The sequence below is a fragment of the Reyranella sp. genome (genome assembly GCF_050185545.1).
Classification (GTDB): Bacteria; Pseudomonadota; Alphaproteobacteria; order Reyranellales; family Reyranellaceae; genus Reyranella.
In genome coordinates, this window is sequence record NZ_JBFWZI010000067.1 from 7,423 (window position 1) to 28,426 (window position 21,004).

Genomic DNA, 21,004 nt, shown 5'->3' on the forward strand with positions numbered 1-21,004 from the left:
CGGTGCAGGTCAGGCGCGTGACCTGCGCCATCGATTGCGGGCCGGTGGTCAATCCGGCGATCGTGCGCGCGCAGATGGAAAGCGGCATCGTCTACGGCCTGTCGGCCGCGCTCCATGGCGAGATCACTCTGGCCAACGGGGCGGTCGAGCAGGCCAACTTTCCCGACTACGACGCGGTGCGTCTGGCCGATGCGCCGGTCATGTCGGTTCATCTGGTGGACGGCGCGTCGCCCATTGTCGGCGGCGTCGGCGAGCCCGGCACACCGCCCATCGCCCCGGCAGTCGCCAATGCCGTGTTCGCCGCCACCGGCAAGCGGCTGCGCACTCTGCCGCTGCGCCTCGTGTGATCGCGGCGCTTTCTTGCGGACCGCGGGCGTCCCGCCCGCTCATGATCTTCGCCGGGAGCGCGCCAATCCGTGGCGCTCATGCTCCTCTTCCGATCCGCAAACGTTGTGTCAGCCATCCCCATGAGCGCCACGGATTGGCGCGCTCCCGGCGAAGATCATGAGCGGGCGGGACGCCCGCGGTCCGGAAGAGCATGACGGGAAGGTCACAGGCTTTGCATTGGGCGCACGAGCACCAAAGGCTCGGTTGATGTAGCATTGCGCCGGCGGAGCGCCGACAGGAAAGCGAGGATCGGATCGTGCGTGTCTTGGTTGCGGGCGGGGCGGGCTATATCGGCTCGCATACGTGCAAGGCGCTTGCCCAGGCCGGCCACCTGCCGATTGTCTATGACAACCTGCACACCGGCCACGACTGGGCGGTCAAATGGGGGCCGCTGGAACGCGGCGATCTCAACGATCGCACCGCGCTCTCCGTGGCGATGCACCGTCATCGACCGGAGGCGGTGATCGACTTCGCCGCCCTGGCCTACGTCGGCGATTCGATGAAGGAGCCGACCGAGTATTATCGCGTCAATGTCGGCGGGACGATCGCTCTGCTCGAGGCGATGCGGGCGAACGACGTTGGCTCCATCGTCTTCTCCAGCACCTGCGCGACATACGGCGTGCCCAAGCGCATGCCGATCGTCGAGACCATGGAGCAGGAGCCGATCAATGCCTACGGCCGGTCCAAGCGCATGGCCGAGGAGATCCTGCGCGACGCCTGTGCCGCGCATGGAGTAGGGGCGATCGCGCTGCGCTATTTCAATGCCGCGGGTGCCGATCCCGACGGCCAGCTCGGCGAGGAGCACGATCCGGAACCGCACCTCATTCCCCTGGTGCTGCAGACGGCGCTCGGCCACCGCCCGTCGATCGCGATCTTCGGCACCGACTACGACACGCCGGACGGCACCTGCGTGCGCGACTATGTGCACGTGAGCGATCTCGCCGCGGCCCATGTCGCGGCGGTCGCTGCCTGCCGGCCCGGCCATTTCGCCGCCTACAATCTCGGGACCGGCCGCGGCGCCAGCATCAACGAGGTCATCGCGCAGGCGCGCGCCATCACCAGACGGCCAATCCCCGCGGAGGCCGCCGCGCGGCGACCCGGGGATCCGCCGTTCCTGGTGGCCGATGCGTCGTTGGCGAAGCAATTCCTGTCGTGGAGCAGCCCGCGATCCGGTCTCGATGCGGTCATCGAGACGGCATGGCGATGGATGACCACGCACCGCACGCAGGCGATGGCCGCGCCGGGGCCGCGCTGAAGTCCATCGCATGGCGTTCACCGACGACATCACGCCGCTGCTGATCACCCACGACGAGATCCAGAACATCGAGCGCACACTCGGCAAGCTCGCCTGGGCGCGCCGCATCGTGGTGATCGACAGCGGCAGCACCGACGGCACCCTCGAGGTGCTGTCCAGGACGCCCGGTGTCGAGGTCCATCAGCGCGCCTTCGACAGCTTCGCCGGGCAGTGCAATTTCGGCTTGGCGCAGGTGAAGTCGCGATGGGTCCTGTCGATGGATGCGGACTATGAGCTGAGCGACGCGCTGGTTGCCGAGCTGCACGCGCTCCAGCCCGCCGCCGGGCAGGCCGGGTTCCGCGCGCGCTTCGTCTATCGCATCCATGGCAGGCCGTTGCGCGGCTCGCTCTATCCGCCGCGAACCGTGCTGTATTGCGTCGCCGATGCCCGCTACGAGGACGAAGGGCACGGCCATCGCATCCGGATCGACGGCCCGGTCGCCGACCTGACGGCGCCGATCTATCACGACGACCGCAAACCGCTGGCACGCTGGCTGAAGTCGCAGCTCGGATATGCCGCGCGCGAGGCCGCCCATCTGCTGGCGGCGACGCGCGCCGATCTGTCGCGCGCCGACCGACTGAGGCTGATGGGTTGGCCGGCGCCGGTCCTGGTCTTCCTCTATGTACTGATCGCCAAGGGGGGCTTGCTCGACGGGCCGGCCGGCTGGTTCTACGCCTTCCAGCGCCTGCTTGCCGAAGTGCTGCTCGTCCTCGAACTGCTCGACCGCCGCCTGTCGGGCACGGCGCCACGCCCGGACTGATTCTTCGCTGGGAGCGCGCCGCTCCGATGGCGCTCTTGCTGGTGATCGCACATCGCACGAGCGCCATCGGAGTGGCGCGCTCCCAGCAATGACCCCTCCGGTCCGAATGACGGGGCAGCGGTCTATGTCATTACAACCTCGCGCCGAGACGCAGGAGGATGACGTTCTGGCCGTAGTCGAGGCCGGGCTGATTGGAGCTGCGATAGATGTACTGGTACTGCGGCCCGACGAAGAACTCGCGGATCGGCGAATACATCACGCCGGCCTGGAACAGGTAGTACTGGTCGTAGCGGTTCGTCGTTCCCGCGGAGGGCGAGGCCTGGTAGTCGGCAATGGAGTAGTCGCCGCGGCCGTTGAGCCGGACGTTGGGCAGGACCTTGTAATCGACCTCGACGCCGAACGACGTGCCGAGATAGCCCGAGTCGCCGACGAACGCGGCCTCGTTGACGGTGCGCTTGACGTACGGCTTGATCCAAAGCTCCTTGAGCGGCGTCCAGTAGGCCGCGAGCCCGAACTGCGGACCCTGCACGGTCTGAAAGCGGCTGTCGACGTAGTTCTGTTGCAGGTATCCGGCGAACACCTCGGCCGTCGTCAGGCCGCCGACGTCGATGGTAAAGCCGCCGACCAGCTCCCAGCCGCTGGAGTTTCGATAGAAGCCGGCGGCGTCGGGCTGGTTGTCATAAAGACGCTGGTTGAGGCTCCCGCGCACCCAGATTTCGTAGTTGTTGATGAACTCGTAGCCGAAGCGAACCGACTCGCGCAGTTCCGTCCGGTCACGCTCCGTGTTGGGCACCACGCCTTGGGCCAAGCCCTGTCCGTTGTCGTAGTAGCTGTAATAATCGGTGCGGAAGTCGACCTTGCCGCTGAAGCGGTTGAACTTCTGGTAGTAGCCGACATTGCCGCTCGACTGATTGTAGATGGTGACGCTGTTCACTCCGCTCACGGTGTTGGGCGTGCCCGGATCCTCGTGCTGCCGGTTGAAGGACAGGCCGCCATAGACGTTCCAGTTGCGCTGGATGTCGATACGGCCATCGGTGCCGACCGAGAAGTCCTGATAGTTCTGGATCGCCGCAGCGGTATAGAAGGCGAACGCACCCGTGGCGCGGAAGTTCAGCATGTGGTTGGACCAGGTCGAGCGCAGCTCGAGGCCGGGCTTGATGATCTGGATGAAACTCGGCGTCTGGCCGCTCGACGCCGTCGTGGCAAAGACGTTGTCGTTGAATCCCTCGTTCAGCTCGAGCACCGGAAAGAGGCGGAACCCTCCGACCTGCACGCCAATGGGCTCGTAGCGCTCGCCCTCGATGGCCGCCGGGGGCCGGGTTTCCGGTCGCTCCGGCCGCGGAGGCGGCGGGCCCGGGCTTCCCGGTACGATTTGCGCATTTGCCTCACAGAAGAGGGGTCCACCCGCCAGGGCCAGTGCCCCGAATGCAAAAGCTCGTCTGACGGGCCTCGGAAGCATGCATCCCCCTTTTGTTTGGCGTGGCGAACCGCGCGAGGATCCGCTGCCGTTGGTGAACCGGACGACCGAGTTGCGCGATGATACCAGCAATCCGTCAAATTGCAGCGGCAGGAACGACAATATTCGGCCAGACAGGTCGCGGCCTCAATCACCAATGACCCTCGGCCACGAACTGGTCACGATTGGCGCAGCTGCGCTGCGATAAACGGTCCCGGCTGCCACGCAATGATCACTGTCTCCGTCCACGGCCCCGAAGAATTGTGGCGACGGAAGAGAGCGGCCAGCCTGGAGTTGTTTGCATGTTGAAGATCGTCAAGGATTCGGTGCTCAAGGTCAGCCGGTCGCTCGGGTACGATATTGTACCGTTGCGCGAGATGAAGGAGCGCGACTTGGCGCTTCACCTGCGTCAGCTGCTCGCCCACGCGGAAATAGACTGCGTGCTCGATGTCGGCGCAAATGCCGGCCAGTATCGAGACTTCCTGCGTGACAAGGTCCACTACGACGGCACGATCGTGTCCTTCGAGCCGGTCAGCAAGCTCTCCGCGGCGCTGCGGGAGCGCAGCCGGAGCGACCGCTGCTGGCACGTCGAAAGCTATGCGCTGGGCAGCGCGGACGGCACGATGCCCATCAACGTCATGGCCTCGGACCAGTTCAGCTCCTTTCTCGAGCCCGACAATGTCCGCGTGACTGATTATGTCGGCCTGAACGAGCCGAGCCACAGCGAGATCGTGACAGTCCGCACACTCGATGTCGTGTTGCCGGTGCTGCAGGAGCGGATCGGCTTCGACCGACCTTACCTCAAGATCGACACGCAAGGTTTCGACATGGAAGTGCTGCGGGGTGCCGGCGACAGCCTGCCCTTCGTGAGAGCGTTGCAGACCGAGGCCTCGATCATCGGCATCTACAAGGGCATGCCGGGATACATGGACACCCTGCGCTATCTCGACGAGCACGGCTTCGACGTCACCGGGTTCTATCCGGTCAGCCGCGACAGCACACTACGCCTGATCGAGTTCGATTGTGTGATGATCAATCGCGCTGCGTGCGCCTCTTAGGCTGAAAGAACCTCCGGTCGGGCCGGCCGCTAAGCGAGCAGGGAGCAAAGGCGGGTGATGTCCTCCCCGGCCACGAACGTGCTCGGCGGAACGGCGTCGAGCCGTTGGCGGACGTCGGCGTAGTCGGCGAGTGTCAGTCGCTCGAAGAAACGGACGAGAGAATCCTCGAGCGGTTCGTCGAACGTCCAGCCGATCCCGTGCTTCTCGATGGTGGTGCCCACCTCGAAGCCCTGAACGGCCATGCAGGGAACGCCGTAGAATCCGGCTTCGTAGAACCGGCACGGCATCAGCCAGCGAGAATTGTGGTCGGTGTGCTCGAGATCGAGGGCCCAGGCGATGTCGACGTCGCGATAGAGACGCTCGAGATCCTGTTGCGGCAGATAGGGGCCCGAATAGACCATGTTCGCAGACCGTCGCAGGGCCCTATCGAAGCCCGCCCGATCGACCGTCGTCACGATTCCGCCAAACTTGAACAGCACCCGGCCCTGCAAGCGATCTGCCAGCCGTGAGATCAGGGCGAACGTCGCCTCGCCGCGGATCAGCCCGAAGTAGCCCACCACCCACGGCCGCCCGCCCTCGACCGGCCGGCGCAGGCGAGGGCGCGCCGACGGGATCGAATGGTGAAGCTTGTTCTCGAGCAGGAACCATTCGCCGCGATAGCCCTGGATGGTCTTGTAATAGTTGCGATGGAAGCCTGGCGAGGAGAGGACGAGCAGGGCGATGCGGCGAAGGGCCATTCGCTCGATACGGCGCAGCATTCGCGCCATCACGCCGCGCTGCATGAGTATGGGAGGAATGTCGAGGACCTCGTACACGATCCTGGCGCGCGACCCGCAGGTGGCGCGTGCGATCAGGGCGAGGAGCAACTGGTCGATATTGCGGGCGTAGAAGATCCCCGAGCGGCGCAACGTGCGTCTGTGCCGGACAATCGCGGGCACTGCCCGCAGCAGGGCACACAGGCGATGCCAATAGCGGGCATCCGTCGTGAATCCCAGGGGAACGTTCGGCCAGGGCGGCTCGAAGGTAGTATTGTAGCGCGCACGCCGGAAGCCGAACACGACGACGCGAAAGCCGAAATCCATGAACTGCCGGACGCGTTTCAGCGTGCTTGCATCGGTCACGTCTGGACAGAAGAAGGACAGCTCGATGCCGGACGAAGCGTTCTCGGCATCGTGCATCGGCGGCGAAATGATGTCGTCCGTCACGTCGTCGTCGCGCTCCCTGACGGAAAGGCCGGCAACGTCTCTCGCATCGATCGATCCATGCATCGCTTTCATGTCTCCGGCCGGGGGGCGTTCGGTTCGCAGTATCGGCGAGCGCTGCACTCCTCCTACGTGATCAATCTGTGGTGCGGTGGCAATCCGTGGCCGGCCTATCACGCGTTGATCACTGGCCGCCCATCGCCGGCCGATGGTTCCATATTCGCGATGAACATGGTGCTTCGTTCCTTCATCGAACGTCGGCCGCGCTTCGATCGTGTCGCGATCACCTGCGTGTTCGGCGATCCATTTGATTCACGCTCATGGTCCGGTGCACCGGCCAACCTGGCGAAGGAGCTCGAGCAGCTGGGAGTCGCGGTCGAGGCCATTCACCCGCGCCTCGGCCGGCTCGCGAAGTGGAGCGTCGCGGCGCGCGACATGGCGGCGGGCCTGGGCCGTCCGCTGCATGGCGAGCAGCTGCTGCGCGGATTGCGCGCGCGACGCAGGCATGCAGCCCAGGTCGCCGAATCGGCGGCGCGACTGGGCGTGCGTCACGTCATCCATACCGGAACCTTCGACCTGCCTGCTGCCGACCGCGCGCAGGGCGTCGAGCACTACCTCTACTGCGACCATAGCTGGGCGCTGGCGAAGGCCAATCACCCGGTGGCGCGCCGCTACAACGCCAGGGCGATTGCCGCCTACGACCAGGCCGAGCGCCAGGCGCTCAGCGGTCTTGCCCACGTCTTCACCTTCGGAAGCTACGTGCGCGACAATCTGATCGCTCACTACGGACTTCCGGCCGATCGCGTCACCGCGGTCGGCTCGGGGATGGGTTCGATCGAGCCCTATTGGGGGCCGAAATCCTACGATCGGCCGGCCCTGTTGTTCGTGGCCAAGCACTTGTTCCACGCCAAGGGCGGCATGCTCCTGCTCGAGGCTTACGACCTGGCCCGCCGCCGCAGGCCCGATCTCACGCTGACCATCGTCGGCGACGAGCGGAGCAGGGCCTTCGTCGGCGATCGATCCGGGATCACGTTTCACGCCCATCTGCCGTGGACCGAGCTGCAGCAGCGCTACAGGGACGCCACGCTTCTCGTCCAGCCGATGCTGAACGATCCGTGGGGGCAGGTCTACCTCGAGGCAATGGCCTCGGCGACGCCGGTGATGGGTCTCAATCGCAACGGCCTGCCCGAGCTGGTCGACGGCGGCAGGCACGGGTTCCTGGTCGATCGTGCCGACCCGGCAGCGCTGTCGGAGGCGATCCTCAGCGCCCTCTCCGATCCGCAGCGCCTGCAGCGCATGGCCGCGGCAGGTCGTCGTTTCGTCCTGGCGAGCTGCTCCTGGCGGCGCGTGGCGGAGCGGATCGCCTATTCCTGAGTGCTCCGCCATCACCCGCGGGTGGCGGCTCGGAGCGACACGGCAGCAACCGCAAAGGTCAGCAAACATGTCCGACAAGATAGCTCTCATCACCGGCATCACCGGGCAGGACGGTTCCTATCTCGCCGATTTCCTGCTGGGCCGGGGATATATCGTCCACGGCATCAAGCGTCGCTCGTCGTCGCTCAATACCGAGCGGATCGATTACCTTTACCGCGACCGTCACGACGCGGACGTGCGGTTGTTCCTGCACTATGGCGACATGACGGATTCGACGAACCTGACGCGTCTGATCGGTGAGATCCGGCCGACCGAGATCTACAACCTGGCCGCCCAGAGCCACGTCCAGGTGAGCTTCGAGACGCCGGAGTATACGGCGAACACCGACGCCCTCGGCGCGCTCCGCATGCTCGAATCCATCCGTATCCTCGGCCTGCAGAGCCATGTTCGCTTCTACCAGGCGTCGACCTCCGAGCTTTTCGGCAAGGTTCGGGAGACGCCGCAGCGCGAGCTCACGCCGTTTTATCCACGAAGCCCGTACGCGGTGGCAAAGCTCTATGCCTACTGGATCACCGTCAACTACCGCGAAGCCTATGGTGTGCACGCGTCGAACGGCATTCTGTTCAATCACGAATCGCCGATTCGCGGCGAAACCTTCGTCACGCGCAAGATCACCCGCGCCGTCGCCGCCATCGAGCGCGGCTTTCAGGAGCGGCTCTATCTCGGAAATCTCGACGCCCGCCGCGATTGGGGCCATGCGCGCGACTATGTCGAGGGGATGTGGCGGATCCTGCAGCAGGACGAGCCGGACGACTACGTGCTCGCGACCGGTGAGACTCATACGGTGCGCGAGTTCGTCGAGCTCGCCTTCGATCACATCGGGCATGCCATCGCCTGGCGCGGCGAAGGCGACCATGAGGAAGGTTGCTGCCGACGCACCGGCCGGGTGCTGGTGGCGATCGACAAGACCTACCGCCGGCCGACCGAGGTCGACCTGCTGCTCGGCGATCCGGCAAAGGCCCTGACCAAGCTCGGCTGGCGCCACCGCACCAGCTTCCACGACCTGGTGGCCGAGATGGTCGAGGCCGATCGAGTTGTTCTTCGGAGAATGGGAGCCAATCATGTCCATCAACCCCAACTACACGCTGCGCAATAAGCGGGTCTGGGTCGCCGGCCATCGCGGTCTGGTCGGCAGCGCCCTGGTCCGCCGCCTGCAGAGCGAGGGGTGCGAAATCCTGACCGCGCCGCGCGGGAGCGTCGACTTGCGCAGCCTCGAGCAGACCGAGCGATGGATGGCCGAGACGCGGCCGCAGGCCGTGTTCCTGGCCGCCGCACGCGTCGGCGGCATCTACGCTAACGACAGCCGGCCGGCGGAATTCATCTACGACAACCTGATGATCCAGAGCAGCGTCGTGGAGGCATCCCGCCGGACCGGCGTCGAGAAGCTGATGCTGCTGGGTTCGTCCTGCATCTACCCGCGGCTGGCGCCGCAGCCGATCCCAGAATCGGCGCTGCTTGCCGGGCCACTCGAGCCGACCAATCAGTGGTATGCCGTCGCCAAGATTGCCGGCATCAAGCTGGGCCAGGCCTATCGCCGCCAGTATGGCTGCGACTTCGTCTCGGTGATGCCGACCAATCTCTACGGTCCTGGCGACAATTTCGACCTCCTGCAGAGCCATGTCGTGCCCGCCCTGCTGGCGAAGGCGCACGCCGCACTGCTCGCGCGAGCGCCCGCGATCGAGGTGTGGGGCACCGGTGCCGTACGGCGCGAGTTCCTGTACGTCGACGATGCGGCCGACGGCATGGTCCATCTGATGAAGTGCTACTCGGACGAAGGCATCGTCAATCTCGGCCCCGGCACCGATGTGCCGATCGTCGATCTGGTCAAGCTCGTCTGTGCCGTCGTCGGCTTCAAGGGCGGCGTGCATTTCGACTCCAGCCGGCCCGACGGGGTGCCGCGCAAGATGGTCGACACCACGCTGGCGACCTCGCTCGGCTGGCGCGCACGCACGCCGCTGCGGCAGGGCCTGGCGGCGACCTACCGGTGGTATGTCGACAATGTCGCCGCCGAGCCGCGCGCCGTCGCCTGACCTTGCCTATTCCTCCCCCGATTACGGCGGAGACACCCAGCACGCCCGGCGCGCACCACGATGATGAGAAAATCGGGGCGGTACCCGTCCCGATTTCATGGAAGGAACAGGCGTTCACGAGCTCAGATATTCCGTGCGGGCATTGGCCAGGCGGACGCGCGGCCGGTAGGCCGGCGTCGGCGCCGCCGGTGCCGTGGCGAGCTGCCGCTCGGGTGCGCCGACCCTCAGGATCGAGGCGGCCGCCGCGATCAGCAGGACGGCCCATGTCTTGGGGCCGACATAGGAGCCCGAGGCCTGACCCAGGATCAGCCACACGGCCCAGCAATAGAGTACGCTCGGTACGCCCAGCATGCGCAGCCAGATCGACACCGCGACCAGGGTAACGACACCCCACACGAGCCCGAGATAGATCCAGTGCAGCCAGAAATAGTTGGTGAGGACGTCGCCGATGCGGGTGATGCTCCACGCTGCCTGGAACGACGGCGAGTTCATGTAGACGTTCAGGACCTGGTCGGCGATGTATTGCTCGCCGGTGAGGCCGGCGCCAGCCCATGGATGGACTTGGAACATGCTCAGGGCGACCAGCATCGGCCCTGTGAAACGGTAGAAAAAGCTGGCGTCACGGCCGCTCGCGAGTTCGTTCAGCCGTTCAGCGAAGAACATCTGGCCGACCGCGATCGCCACTGCGACCAGCAGGGCGGAGATGGCGAGCGCGCCGACGGTGCGCATCGCCGACCGCCGCCCGGTGCCGCCGCCGGCGAGGAAGATCATGTAGGGGATCGTCAGCAGCAGCATCAGGACCAGCGTCGGTCCCGGCAGGACCACCAAGGCGCAACCGATCAGGCCGAAGTAGACCGGCACCTTCCAGCGCCAGGGGCTCACGACCAGCCACACGGCGCTGAAGTGGGTGTAGGCGAAGGTGACCGCCGACGGCTCGGACGTGAATAGCTTGGGACGAATGCGGCCATAGAGGACGACGTCACGCAGATCCGAGTCGTAGACGACGGCGGCATCATAGATGCGCTCGCGCACGGCGTCGCTCAAGGGCCGCAGCCCGCCATAGGTTTCGAGCAGGCATCCGACGATGATGAGGAGGCAGAAGGTCAGCAGGATGCCCGCGATCTGGCGACGCTCGCCATGGACCAGCGTCACGAACATCGCGTAGCCGATGACGAGGGAGTAGGTGACCTGCAGCAGGCCGGTGAAGCGCTTGCCGAGGTAGGCGTAGTCGTCGGCCGACATGATCGAGCCGAGATAGATCGCGACCACGGCGAGCAGCCCGCCGAGGTGCCGCGGATCGATCTGATCGCGCCGGCGCCACAGCATGATCATGCCGGCGAGCCCGGAGGGCGCGCAGGTCAGCGGCACCTTTTCCGATATCTGGAGAGAGACGCCGAGGTAGATGCCGAGCAGGAACAGCACGACCAGCGCCGTGTCGAGAAAGTCGAGGCGCCCCGCAGGCGCCGCTCTGGAGAATGCCGCTGCCGTCATGAGTCGGCGATTGCCGAGACAATCTGCCTGCCGCGGCTCGGCCAGTCGAAGTGGCCGCTGCACGCCGCGAAGGCGCGTTCCTGCAGCCTGTTCAAGCGGTCGACGTCATCGATCGCCTCCATGACGCCGTGCGCGAGGGCGGCATGATCGGGAAACAGCATGACGCTGTCGTTGTGGCGCAGCGGGACCCCGGCGAACGAGCCGTCGAGCGCGAAGATCGGAACACGGTTGAACACGTACTCCAGGACCTTGAGCTTGAAGCCTCCGCCATTTCGTTCGGGAACGATCGCAATCCGGCTTTCATCGAGATAGGGTGCCACGCTCGGCACGGTTCCGGTGAAGCGGGTGGCGACCGACTTCTGGCGCAGCTGATCGAGGAAGGCCTCGTCGGCGCTGCCGACCGCCTGGAGTTCGGCGCCGCCCAGGGCGAACACCGGGTCGGCGACGTCGACGAACTCGGCGAGGTTCATGCGCTTGGCGATCCAGTCGAAGCTGCCGACGATGACGGCGCGCCGCGGCAGGTCGGCGGAAATGCGCCGCGCGACGACGCGACGCCCGCAGTAGCCGGGAGTGAGCACGTCCATCGGCTTGTCGCGATTGCGCTCCTTGTAGAGCAGGAGATCGTCGTGCGTGATGGCCGTCACGAAGTCGACCGCATCGACCAGCTCCTGTTCCAGGCGGGACACCTTCAAGGCGTCGAGGCGAGCGGCCTGGCGCTTCAGGAACAGCGGCTGGCTCTCGGCGATCCGATTGCGCAGGCTCTCCTCGTGATTGTGCGAGATGTAAATCAGGCGCGGCCGATTGCTGCGGCCGGCATAGTGGTCGAGAACGCGGGCCAGCGCCCAGCCGGCCGAGATGCCGTCGAAGACGATGCCGTCCCAGCCGCCGCGGCGCAGCAGCCTGTCGAGGATGCGGCGCATGCCCGATGTCCGGCAGCGATGCGCCGTGTGCGGCAGCACTGAGACGAGGCTGCGCCATCTCGAGCGCGGGGAATCGGAAGGCAGCCACCAAACGGTTCCGTCGGCCCGCTGCGGGGCGTCGAGGGACGGATCGGAACGCCCGAGCCCCAGCACCTCGACGTCGCCCCCGGCGTCGGCCACCGAATCGATCAGCCCGCCCGAATAGACGTACTGGCCGTTGAAGCGCGGTTCCGGGTCTGCCAGCGTCAACCACAGGCAGCGCAGCGGCGGCCCCTGCCTCGGACTAGAAGGCGTTGCGTCCCGTGAAGCCGGTCGCGATTGTCCGGGCGATGATCTGGAGGTCGAGGGCGATCGACCAATGTTCGATGTAATAGAGGTCATGCTCTACGCGCTTTCGTATCTGCTCGAGGGTGTTGGTTTCGCCGCGCCATCCGTTGACCTGCGCCCAGCCCGTGATGCCCGGCTTGACCCGATGGCGGGCGTCGTAATGCTTGACGGCCTCCGTGTAGAGCAGCGCCCCGGCCTTGGCGGCCGGGGCGTGCGGCCGCGGTCCCACGATCGACATGTCGCCGCGCAGCACATTCAGGAACTGGGGCAGCTCGTCCAGGCTGGTGCGGCGCAGGAACGCGCCGATGCGGGTAATGCGTGGATCGTCTCGCCGGGTCAGCTGCTCGCCTTTGACGTCGCTCATCTCGTGATACATCGTGCGAAACTTCAGCATCTCGATCAGCTCGTTGTTGAAGCCGTGGCGCTTCTGCCGGAACAGGATCGGACCGGGGCTGTCGAGCCTGACCAGGATCGCGATCACCAGCAGAGCGGGCGAAATCGCCAGCAGGATTGCGGCGGCAAGCAGCCGGTCCTCGATGGCTTTGGCGATCCACCGCCAATCGCGCAGCGGCCGGTCGATCACGTTGAGAAAGGTGTGGCCGCCGATATGACTGGCCTCGAGGGTGCCCAGGCGCAGCGCGAACTCGCTCGGACACAGGCGGACATCGACCGGAATGGCGCTGAGCTTGTTGAGCGTCTCGACCAGGGCATGCTCGCTGGTCGGCGGCAGCGCCACGATGACCGTGTCGATGGCGTTGCGGCGCGCCATTTCGACCAGATCGTCCACCGAGCCCAGGATGGCGTGGCCCATGCAGCGCCGGGGCATGTGCTCGAACTCGTCGTCGTAGACACCGAATATTCTCGGTCCCGTCGGCGTGCCGTTCAGATGACGTAACAGCCGTTGGGCGATCGATCCGGCGCCGACGATGGCGACGACCTCACCCAGCCGGCCGGCGCGGCTCCAGCTTCGCATCTGGCGGCTGAGGAGGGATCGGCTGACGATCAGCGCCACGACGCCGAGCGAGAACCAGAGCATGACCCATGGCCCATCGGCGGCAGTGACCGGCTCGAGTACGTAGGTCGCCGCAAACAGCACTGCGAGCGTCAGCAGCCACCCCAGCAGGGCGCGGCCAACCGAGCTGCCGACGTCGGCGAGATTGGCAAACCGATGGGCGCCGGCGAGTCGCAGCAAGTGGCTGGCGAGCAACGTGCCGAGCAATACGATGAGCCCCTCGAGCCGCCAGTCGACGGCGGAGCGATCCCAGGACATCGCGATGGCGCCGGCCGAAAGAATGGCGACGGCGTCGAACATGGCGACGGATTGGCTGACGACCGCTTCCGACACGGAGCGGCCCCGGCGCGGCGGCGAGTCCCCATCGATCTCCGCGCCGCGCCGACTGTCGTCGATCGCCTGATCGAGCGTAGTTGCCGCCGCTCTCGCCGAGCTGCCTTGCTTCATCGGGACTCTCCTCGCGAACGAACCGGTGCGTCCGTCATTCATTCCGGCACTTAAATGGGCCGATTCTTCGCAAGGTTCTGTATTGATGCTGTGATCATGTTGAATCGGGCTGCGGCTGGGTGCTGGAGAACACCAGCGACGCGAAGCACTGCGGCGTGCGAGCTGCGACGAAGCGCGCGGCCGACGGCCGGTCGATGAAGGTCTGCGGTCCCTGCTCGACGACGCGCTCGATTGCTGCGGCGAGGCGTTCCGGATCGGTCGTGTCGACTGCGACGCCGAGGTGATGGTCTCGCGTGAGACGACCGATCAGGCCGTAGTCCTGCGCCAGCACGGGTCGCCCGGCGCGAGCCGCCCACAACAGCACGCCGCTCGATCCGACGAAACGCTGGTAAGGCGCCAGGACGACGTCGCTGCGGGCGACGAGCGCCTCGAGCTCGTCACGGTCGAGGCGGCGATCTTCGATGCGCAGCCACAGCTCGGGCCGATCACGGCCGAGCGAGGCGGTGCGCAGCTCGATGTCACCACGAAGCGCCGGATCGACGCGGCCGGCGAACAGGACGGCGATGCGGTGCGTGGTCGCTTCCGGCAGAAGGCGAAGCGCCTCGAGCACCGCGAGCGGCCCTTTGCGCTCCGTCAGGTAACCGAACAGCAACATCCCGACACGTCCAGCGGGCACGAAATCGTGAACGGCAGGCGAGAGTCGAGCGAGGGTCGCTGGAGGCTCGGCCGGATCGGGCAGGGCCCGTACCTTGGCGCCTGCCGGATAGTATGCGGCGGCGTGGTCGGGAAAGAACGGGTCGAGCGACAACACTGTGCGGATCGCCGGATTGCGCAGCATCAACCGGTAGAACAGGCTCTTGCGCATATCGCGCAGTCTTTCGCCCAGGCTCGGTCGATACTCGCCCATCGCGGCATAGTGGACGGAGGGACGGAACAGGATGCCGGCCAGCGGCTTGCCCCGGGCTCCGAGTCCCAGCCCGAGCGGAATGCAGAGAAGATCGAGCGACAGGAAGAAGCCCGCGCTGGCGCCGCTCCGCCGCAGGTAGCTGCGCATCGCCCACCAGCGTGCAAAGGCTGCGATCGTCAGCACGCGATGGCCGCACAGGGCCTGCTCGCGCGGCGTCATGGCCATGAAGCGCACCCGGTCGGTCGCGCCGGCAGGCATGTGGCGCGACAAGGCAGCGCAGAGCGCCGGCGGCGCGACGAGGCAGATGCTGCCCTCAGCGTCGTCCGACGCCACGAACTCGACAAGATGCTGCAGCCATTCCTGTGAATGGCCCTCGACGTCGGATTCGAGGATCAGCAGCTCGCCGCGCGATGCGCTATCGGCCACCGGCGAGGGCATCGAGTCTGCTCATCAGGTGACCGAGGATCAGCGGCTTGGCGAAATGCTGCTCGACGAATGCGCGACCCCGTTGCCCGAGCTCGCCGCGCAGACGGCTGTCGTCGGCCAGTCGGATGACCGCCTCGGCGAAGGAGGATGGATCACCGGGCGGCACGCACAGGAAGGCGCCGCTGCGCTCGCGCAGGCGCCACAGCACGCTGTCGGGCAGCGCCGTGGCGATGAAGGGCCGGCCGACCGCCATGATGTTGAAGACCTTCGAAGGCACGGCAAAATCCGCCGCGTCGGGACGCTGCGGCACGAGATGGATGTCGCCCGACGCGAGCGCCACGGCGAGCTCCTCGCTGGGCTGCAATTGCGCGAGACGAACATTCGTGAGGCCCAGCCGGTCGATGCTGGCGAGCAGGTCTCCGGCCTGGCTGCCGTTGCCGCGCAGCACGATCTCGATGTCGGATCGCCGGTCGGCCAGGATCTGCGCCAGGGCGACGACCTGGTCGAGTCCCTGCTTGAGACCCAGGTTGCCGCTGTAGAGGACGCGGACCGCAGGTCGCGCGAGCGGAGGAACCGGTCGGATGTGCTCGGTATCGACCCACAGCGGCACCACCTCGATCGGCGTCTTGATGCCAATGCGGCGAAGCTGCTCGGCCATCTCCTGCGAAAGCACGGCGACGAGGTCGGACCGATTGAGGACGATGCGCTCGCAGGCGCGCATCAGCCTGGTCAGCCAGCCGCCGCCGACCATGAGCTTTTCGGCCAGGCCCGACTGGATATCGTGGACGATGGCGACGCAAACGCCGTCGCGGCGGCGTGCCGCCAGGCCGAGGGCGACGCACAGGATCGAGGGGCACAGCGCCAGCACCACCGAATGCCGCTCGATGCGGCCGCTGGCCAACCCCATCAGGCCGCGCAGCAGGAACTCGGCTTCGTTCAGGATGCGATACTTCGCACCCGCACCGCGCGGCGGCCCGGTGCGCAGGCGCTCGACCCGGACACCGCGGATTGTTTCCCGAAGCGGGCGACCGGCGCGATAGTCCGGGAATATCTCGCTGCCCGGATAGTGCGGCAGTCCGCTCACGACCGTGGTCGGGCGGCCGTGCTCGGCCAGCCATTCGGCGATGTCGGTGCTGAACGGGGCGGAGCCGATCAGCTCCGGCCAGTAGTAGCGGCTGACGAAGAGAATACGCGAGGGATCGGGCATGACCGTCAGAGAAGGGGCACGTCAGACATGGGGCGCCATGGCGGGTCGCCGGCCATCGAAGAACGGATCGCGATAGCTGTATTGCCGATAGTGCTTGGCGACCACGCGCGACAACACGACACCGGCGACGGCGCCTTGGGCGTCGATGATCTGCTTCAGCGCCTCGAGCGCGGACTCCTGCCTGGTATGGCCCCAGCGCACCACGAACACGACCTTCTCGACCAGGCGGGACAGTGCCAGGACGTCGGCAGTCACCAGCGCGGGCGGCGTGTCGAGAATGACGAACTCGTAGTGGGTCGCCAGGGTCTCGAGCAGGTGGCGCATTCGCTCCGAGCCGACCAGATGGGCGTCGCGCGGGCTCCAGCTTCCGGCCGGCAGCACGTCGACGCCGGACAGGGCGTCGTGATGGATGGCTTCGTCGACTTGCGCCTTCTTGTCGACCAGCAGACCCGCCAGGCCTTCCTTGTTGCTGCAGTGGAAGATGTGATGCAGACGCGGGCTTCGCCAGTCGCAGTCGACCAGCAGGATGCGTTTGCCGTTGCTGGCCAGCAGGCGGCCCAGCGAGGCCACCATCACCGACTTGCCTTCGGACGGGGTGGCCGAGCTGAACAGCAGCGTCCTGGGCGAGGCCGCGGCTTCGGACATCTCGATGCCGATGTGAAGGCGCCGCAGGGCCTCGCTGTAGGCCGAGGTCGGATGCTGCAGCACCTGCATCGACGGCGGGATCCTGCCGCCGACTTCCGGGACCATCGCCAGAACCGGCAGCCCGGTCGCCGATTCGATCTGATCGCTGCGTCGGAAGGTATTGTCTCCGCCTTCGCGGAGGAGAGCGAGGGCCGACCCCACCATCATGCCACCCGCCACGCCGAGCAGGGCAATGAGACCCTTCGGTGGATAGCTCGGTGCCGGAGACGGTGCCGCGGGCGACACCAGCTTGGCATTGGCCTGGAGGATGGTTTCGGCACCGTTGCTCTGCTTGGCCCGCAGCAACAAGGCCTCGAGCAGGTTGCGGTTCACCGTCGCCTCACGCTCGAGCGCCTCGAGCTGGATCGACCGGTCGTTGACCGCGCCCATCTGACGTTTCAACGTCTCGAAGTTCTTGTTCAGGGCCTCGTAGCGGGCGTTGGCGGTGCGCGCCTCCCGCATCAGGCCGTCGATCACCTTGCCGACCTCGGCATTGACGCGACGCTGGACGTTGGCGACCTCGGCCTGCGCCTTGACCATTGACGGATGACGCGCGCCCAGGGACCCCGAAAGTTCGGCGGCGCGCCGCTCGGAGTCGGACAGCTGCTGCTTCAGGGAGCTTATCAGGGGCGACCGCAGGACCTCGGGCACGCTCTCGCTGCCGATGCCGCCCTTGCCCAGCTCCCGCGCCTCCTTGAGTCGCGAATCCGCCTCGGCTTTCGCCGTCTGGGCGGCGAGAAGCTGGGTGTTGAGCTCGGTCAGCTGCTGGTTGGTTACGCCGCTTCCGGCGCTCTTGTAGAGCTCGTTGCTGCGGCGGTAGTCCTCGACCGCCTGGTCGGACTTGCGCACCTGCTCGCGCAGCTCGGCGACCCGACCGAGCATGAACTTGTCGACACGGTCCATCGAGTCGATCTTGTCGCGGCGCTGGTAGTCGAGATAGCGCTCGGCGAAGGCATTGGCGATGGCCGACGCGGTCAGCGGATTCTGCGCCTCCGCCTTGACGCTGAGCACGTGCGAGCGGCCGAGGATCGATACGTCGAGGCGCGACAGCACCGCGTCGACCATCCGGTCCTCCCGCCATGCGGCGACCTTGGCCGGGTCGGGCGGCGGCGCGGGGTCGTCCTTCGTGAGCCTCACCCGGTCCAGCCACGCCGTGAGCTCGGGCGGCATGTAGCTGCGGAAGTCGAGTGCGCGCGTCATCAACGACGGCTTGCGCAGGTCCGGATTGAACTCGGGATTGTCGCGCAGCTTCAGCTGATCGATGACCTGCCGGGCGATGTTGCGTGACTGCAGGATGAAGCCCTCGCTCTGGACCTTCTCGGCATCCGGGCTGGCGTCGGCGATCAGGGACTCGATGTTGGGCAGTCGCGGCGACTGCACGCCCACCTGCACGCGCGCCTCCGACACGTAGTATGACGGCATCGACCAGGCGGCGAAAATCGCCGCGCCGCCGAGCAGCAGCGTGGTGCTTACGATCAGGATTCGATGACGCCAGAGCTTGCGTATCGTCTCCAGGAAGTTGCCCTGCTCCGCGGCCGGTGCGACATGAAACGCAGGCTCGACCGGCAGGTAATTCGCCGCCGGAGGTACCGCCCGCAGCGGTGCCTGTCGACGCGGCAGACGCGGGGGCCGATCGGGCACATGATCCATCAGAAATACCGCTCGCGGACCTCGAGCGTGTCGCCGGGGCGCACCAGCGTGTCCGGCCGGGCAATGACACGAACCATCTTGCCGTCCTGGTCGAGACGCTTCAGGTAGAACTGGGTCGTCTTGGCGCGATAGGTGAAGCCGCCGGCAATCGCCACGGCGTTCAACGCCGTCATGTCGGTGACATAGGGGTAGTTGCCGGGCTTCTGGACCTCGCCGATGACGTAGAACGGGCGCCGCGACAGCACTTCCGCGCTGATGCTGGGATTGACCAGATAGTCGGGCTCGAGCTTGGTGGCGATCGCCCGCTGCAGCTCGTTGGTCGTCATGCCGTTGGCCCTGACCGCACCGATGAGGGGGAAGGCCAGGGTGCCGTTGCCATCGAGCGTATACTCGCCGGTGAGTGTCGGCTGGCCGAAGACGGTGATGCGCAGGCGATCGTTGGCGCCCAGACGATATTCGGCGTCGCGTCCGGGGCGGGGCCGCACGCGGCCGTCGGCGGTTAGCTGCAGGCTTTGCGAACCGGGAGGGACGCTATCCTCGACGATGGGAGTGGAGTCGCTTTCGCAAGCGGCCAGGGCCAGGGTCGCCGCCAACAGGCCACGACGCCCGAGGGAAGCATTCATGGAGCGATCTGACATGGTATCACCTTCGCAAAGGCGATCGCTCGTACGTCGATCGCCGATTCTGGTTCCGCCGCGGTCGGCGAGGGACGGCAATCCCCGGTGACATAACGTCTGGCCCGACACTTTCGCTGTGACCATTCCGAGACACCTGCCGTGTCAGGACCGTCCGTAGCTGTCCGACAGGCGCACGATGTCGTCCTCGCCCAGATAGGTGCCCGACTGCACCTCGATGAGTTGGAGCGGCACCTTGCCCGGGTTCTCGAGGCGATGCTCGGCGCCGATCGGGATGTAGAATGACTCGTTCTCGCTCACCAGGACCTGCTTGCCGGCGCACTCCACCATCGCCGTGCCGCACACCACGACCCAGTGCTCGGCGCGATGGTAATGCTTCTGCAGGCTCAGCCTTTCGCCGGGCTTGACCGTAATGCGCTTGACCTGGAACCGGTCGCCGGCATCGACCGTGCGGTAGTTTCCCCACGGCCGGTGGCAGACGACGTGCTGCTGGGCTTCGGGTCGATTCTGCTCGCGCAGCGCTGCGACCACGCCGGACACCTCGCTGGCCGATCCGGCATCGGCCACCAGGACGGCGTCGTGGGTCGCAACGACGACGACGTCGTCCAGGCCGACCGCAGCAACCAGCCGACCCTCGCTGCGGATGTAGGAATTGTGCACACGATGGGCGAGGACGTCGCCCTGCAGCACGTTGCCGTCGCTGTCGGAGGCGGCGACGCCGCGCAATGCCGGCCACGAGCCGACGTCGCTCCACGCCATGTCCACCGGCACCACGGCGGCGAGGCTCGTGTGTTCCATCACCGCGTGATCGATCGAGAGCGAAGGCGCCTTCGAGAAGGTGTCGGCACAAAGGCAGAAGAACGCGAGATCCTGCTTGCCGTCGCGAATCGCGCCCTCGCAGGCCTCGAGCATGGCCGGGTTGATGCGCGCGAGCTCGCTTATGTACGTCCGGGCGTTCATGAGAAAGATGCCGCTGTTCCAGAAGAAGGCGCCGCTCTCGACGAAGCGCTGCGCCGTCGCGAGGTCCGGCTTCTCGACAAAGCGTTCGACACCCAGCACGCCGTCGATTCCGCCGGGGGTCTCGCCGGCCTGGATGTATCCGTAGCCGCTGTCGGCCCGATCCGGTGTTATGCCGAATGTGACCAGGTTGCCCGCCTGGGCCGCTGCCAGCCCGCGCATCACGGCGGCATGGAAGGCCTCTGGCGCGGCGATGATGTGGTCGGACGGCTGCACCAGCATCATGGCCTCCGGATCGCGCGCTAGCAGCCAAAGCGCCGCCGCGGCGATCGCCGGGCCGGTGTTGCGGGCCAACGGCTCGAGGAGGATCGCCTGCGGCGTGACGCCGATCTGGCGCAATTGATCGTCGACCAGGAAGCGATGCCCCTCGTTGCACACCACGAGAGGAGCGGCGAAGCCTACGTCGTTGAGATTGCGCGCCACCGTGTCCTGCAGCATGGAGCGCTCCGAGACGAGCTGCAGAAGCTGCTTGGGATAGGACGCTCGCGACAGCGGCCACAGCCGCGTGCCGGCGCCGCCTGACAGCACGACCGGATGGATCTGGGCCGACCCTTCCTCGTGGAATTTCGACAGGCTGGCAACCGTGTCCATGGCCTACGTGTGCTCCAACTGCGACGCCGGGGGTCGGATGAAGCTAGGCAAGGTGCGCGACAGCGCCCA

17 protein-coding genes are annotated in these 21,004 nt (G+C 66.4%); 7 read left to right on the forward strand and 10 right to left on the reverse strand.

Features of this window, described 5'->3' with window-relative positions; genetic code table 11:
• The 3 genes from AB7O82_RS18730 to AB7O82_RS18740 all read left to right on the forward strand — a co-directional run.
• The coding region (locus tag AB7O82_RS18730) for a molybdopterin cofactor-binding domain-containing protein (protein ID WP_428619926.1) at positions 1-347 on the forward strand (347 nt) is incomplete at its 5' end.
• 296 nt (positions 348-643) lie between these two features.
• Complete coding sequence (gene galE, locus AB7O82_RS18735) at positions 644-1,642, forward strand: UDP-glucose 4-epimerase GalE (RefSeq protein WP_428542667.1); 999 nt, start codon at positions 644-646, stop codon at positions 1,640-1,642.
• A gap of 10 nt (positions 1,643-1,652) precedes the next feature.
• A complete protein-coding gene (locus AB7O82_RS18740; protein ID WP_428542664.1) occupies positions 1,653-2,441 on the forward strand; it encodes a glycosyltransferase family 2 protein in 789 nt (262 codons plus the stop codon).
• A 130-nt stretch (positions 2,442-2,571) separates the two neighbouring features.
• Here the strand turns inward: AB7O82_RS18740 and AB7O82_RS18745 are convergent, their stop codons facing one another.
• Positions 2,572-3,900, reverse strand: a complete 1,329-nt coding sequence (locus AB7O82_RS18745) for an outer membrane beta-barrel protein (RefSeq protein ID WP_428619927.1) — start codon at positions 3,898-3,900, stop codon at positions 2,572-2,574.
• Between the two features lie 299 nt (positions 3,901-4,199).
• Between AB7O82_RS18745 and AB7O82_RS18750 the strand changes: the two genes are divergently transcribed.
• A complete protein-coding gene (locus tag AB7O82_RS18750) occupies positions 4,200-4,955 on the forward strand; it encodes an FkbM family methyltransferase (RefSeq protein ID WP_428542658.1) in 756 nt (251 codons plus the stop codon).
• Between the two features lie 29 nt (positions 4,956-4,984).
• Here AB7O82_RS18750 and AB7O82_RS18755 read toward each other — a convergent pair whose 3' ends face one another.
• Entirely contained in the window at positions 4,985-6,223 is a 1,239-nt protein-coding gene (locus AB7O82_RS18755; RefSeq protein WP_428542655.1) for a hypothetical protein, read from the reverse strand.
• On the opposite strand from AB7O82_RS18755, the gene AB7O82_RS18760 reads away from it, so the two are divergent.
• The 3 genes from AB7O82_RS18760 to AB7O82_RS18770 all read left to right on the forward strand — a co-directional run bounded on the left by AB7O82_RS18760 (position 6,218) and on the right by AB7O82_RS18770 (position 9,621).
• Entirely contained in the window at positions 6,218-7,531 is a 1,314-nt protein-coding gene (locus AB7O82_RS18760) for a glycosyltransferase family 4 protein (RefSeq protein WP_428619928.1), read from the forward strand. The two genes, AB7O82_RS18755 and AB7O82_RS18760, sit on opposite strands and share 6 nt — an antisense overlap.
• Positions 7,532-7,598: 67 nt before the next feature.
• The gene (gene gmd, locus AB7O82_RS18765) at positions 7,599-8,687 is read left to right on the forward strand and encodes a GDP-mannose 4,6-dehydratase (protein ID WP_428542649.1); all 1,089 of its coding nucleotides are present in this window, start codon (positions 7,599-7,601) and stop codon (positions 8,685-8,687) included.
• The gene (locus AB7O82_RS18770; RefSeq protein ID WP_428542646.1) at positions 8,653-9,621 is read left to right on the forward strand and encodes a GDP-L-fucose synthase family protein; all 969 of its coding nucleotides are present in this window, start codon (positions 8,653-8,655) and stop codon (positions 9,619-9,621) included. Before gmd ends, AB7O82_RS18770 begins: the two co-directional genes overlap by 35 nt.
• A gap of 114 nt (positions 9,622-9,735) precedes the next feature.
• Here the strand turns inward: AB7O82_RS18770 and AB7O82_RS18775 are convergent, their stop codons facing one another.
• The 8 genes from AB7O82_RS18775 to AB7O82_RS18810 form a co-directional block, all read right to left on the reverse strand.
• A complete protein-coding gene (locus tag AB7O82_RS18775) occupies positions 9,736-11,112 on the reverse strand; it encodes a hypothetical protein (RefSeq protein ID WP_428542643.1) in 1,377 nt (458 codons plus the stop codon).
• Positions 11,109-12,281 carry a glycosyltransferase gene (locus AB7O82_RS18780; protein WP_428542640.1) on the reverse strand — a complete coding sequence of 391 codons (1,173 nt, stop codon included), beginning with the start codon at positions 12,279-12,281 and terminating at the stop codon, positions 11,109-11,111. The genes AB7O82_RS18775 and AB7O82_RS18780 overlap by 4 nt, the downstream gene beginning before the upstream one ends.
• 34 nt (positions 12,282-12,315) lie before the next feature.
• Positions 12,316-13,818, reverse strand: coding sequence for an undecaprenyl-phosphate glucose phosphotransferase (locus AB7O82_RS18785; RefSeq protein WP_428619929.1), 1,503 nt, complete (start codon positions 13,816-13,818; stop codon positions 12,316-12,318).
• 94 nt (positions 13,819-13,912) lie between these two features.
• A complete protein-coding gene (locus tag AB7O82_RS18790) occupies positions 13,913-15,151 on the reverse strand; it encodes a glycosyltransferase (protein WP_428619930.1) in 1,239 nt (412 codons plus the stop codon).
• On the reverse strand, positions 15,141-16,358 hold the full coding sequence (locus tag AB7O82_RS18795) for a glycosyltransferase (RefSeq protein ID WP_428542631.1): 1,218 nt from the start codon (positions 16,356-16,358) through the stop codon (positions 15,141-15,143). Before AB7O82_RS18795 ends, AB7O82_RS18790 begins: the two co-directional genes overlap by 11 nt.
• 21 nt (positions 16,359-16,379) lie before the next feature.
• Positions 16,380-18,683 carry a GumC family protein gene (locus AB7O82_RS18800; RefSeq protein WP_428542628.1) on the reverse strand — a complete coding sequence of 768 codons (2,304 nt, stop codon included), beginning with the start codon at positions 18,681-18,683 and terminating at the stop codon, positions 16,380-16,382.
• Between the two features lie 8 nt (positions 18,684-18,691).
• Complete coding sequence (locus tag AB7O82_RS18805) at positions 18,692-19,315, reverse strand: polysaccharide biosynthesis/export family protein (protein WP_428542625.1); 624 nt, start codon at positions 19,313-19,315, stop codon at positions 18,692-18,694.
• A 156-nt stretch (positions 19,316-19,471) separates the two neighbouring features.
• On the reverse strand, positions 19,472-20,935 hold the full coding sequence (locus AB7O82_RS18810) for a mannose-1-phosphate guanylyltransferase/mannose-6-phosphate isomerase (protein WP_428542622.1): 1,464 nt from the start codon (positions 20,933-20,935) through the stop codon (positions 19,472-19,474).
• Between the last annotated feature and the right edge of the window lie 69 nt (positions 20,936-21,004).

Bases quoted from the DNA above. Each gene is read 5' to 3' on its own strand.
- AB7O82_RS18740 (WP_428542664.1), top strand. From the start codon at position 1,653: ATGGCGTTCACCGACGACATCACGCCGCTGCTGATCACCCACGACGAG.
- AB7O82_RS18745 (WP_428619927.1), bottom strand. From the start codon at position 3,900: ATGCTTCCGAGGCCCGTCAGACGAGCTTTTGCATTCGGGGCACTGGCC.
- AB7O82_RS18750 (WP_428542658.1), top strand. From the start codon at position 4,200: ATGTTGAAGATCGTCAAGGATTCGGTGCTCAAGGTCAGCCGGTCGCTC.
- AB7O82_RS18760 (WP_428619928.1), top strand. From the start codon at position 6,218: ATGCATCGCTTTCATGTCTCCGGCCGGGGGGCGTTCGGTTCGCAGTAT.
- AB7O82_RS18755 (WP_428542655.1), bottom strand. From the start codon at position 6,223: ATGCATGGATCGATCGATGCGAGAGACGTTGCCGGCCTTTCCGTCAGG.
- gmd (WP_428542649.1), top strand. From the start codon at position 7,599: ATGTCCGACAAGATAGCTCTCATCACCGGCATCACCGGGCAGGACGGT.
- AB7O82_RS18770 (WP_428542646.1), top strand. From the start codon at position 8,653: ATGTCCATCAACCCCAACTACACGCTGCGCAATAAGCGGGTCTGGGTC.
- AB7O82_RS18775 (WP_428542643.1), bottom strand. From the start codon at position 11,112: ATGACGGCAGCGGCATTCTCCAGAGCGGCGCCTGCGGGGCGCCTCGAC.
- AB7O82_RS18785 (WP_428619929.1), bottom strand. From the start codon at position 13,818: ATGAAGCAAGGCAGCTCGGCGAGAGCGGCGGCAACTACGCTCGATCAG.
- AB7O82_RS18795 (WP_428542631.1), bottom strand. From the start codon at position 16,358: ATGCCCGATCCCTCGCGTATTCTCTTCGTCAGCCGCTACTACTGGCCG.
- AB7O82_RS18805 (WP_428542625.1), bottom strand. From the start codon at position 19,315: ATGAATGCTTCCCTCGGGCGTCGTGGCCTGTTGGCGGCGACCCTGGCC.
- AB7O82_RS18810 (WP_428542622.1), bottom strand. From the start codon at position 20,935: ATGGACACGGTTGCCAGCCTGTCGAAATTCCACGAGGAAGGGTCGGCC.